The sequence below is a fragment of the Bradyrhizobium sp. 14AA genome (genome assembly GCF_054185205.1).
Genome location: NZ_JAVAYM010000083.1, coordinates 1 through 608 on the forward strand (window position 1 = coordinate 1; position 608 = coordinate 608).

At 66.1% G+C, this 608-nt stretch carries 1 protein-coding gene; it reads left to right on the top strand.

The features are described 5' to 3' along the window. Positions 1–608 (top strand): Ig-like domain-containing protein (locus RAD15_RS43415; RefSeq protein ID WP_458184798.1); only part of this gene is annotated, 608 nt, incomplete at both ends.

Genomic DNA, 608 nt, shown 5'->3' on the forward strand with positions numbered 1-608 from the left:
CCGGCCGGTAATAGTTCGACCAGCAACATCGTCGCGGTGGTGGTCGACACGTCGGCGCCGACGGCAGGGACGCTGTCGCTGTCGAACTACGGCGACAGCGGGTCGTCCTCGTCCGACTTCAACTCGACCGACAAGGCCTTCGACCTGTCACTGAGCGGCAATGCCGATACCAACGGCACCAGTGTGGCCTATGAGGTGTCGACCGACGGCGGCGCGAGCTGGACCACGACGACGGCCGCACAGAGCGATCTGGCCGACGGCAGCTATCAGTTCCGCGCGACCGTCACCGATCCCGCCGGCAACTCCTCGACCAGCAACATCGTCACGGTGGTGGTGGACACCACGGCGCCGACGGCGGGGACACTGTCGCTGTCGAGCTATACGGACTCGGGCTCGTCCTCGTCCGACTTCAACTCGACCGACAAGGCCTTCGACCTGTCGCTGACCGGCAACGCCGATACCAACGGCACCAATGTGGCCTATGAGGTCTCGACCGATGGCGGCAGCACCTGGACCGCGGCCACAGCCGCGCAGAGCGATCTGGCCGACGGCAGCTACCAGTTCCGCGCGACCGTCACCGATCCTGCCGGCAACTCCTCGACCAGCAA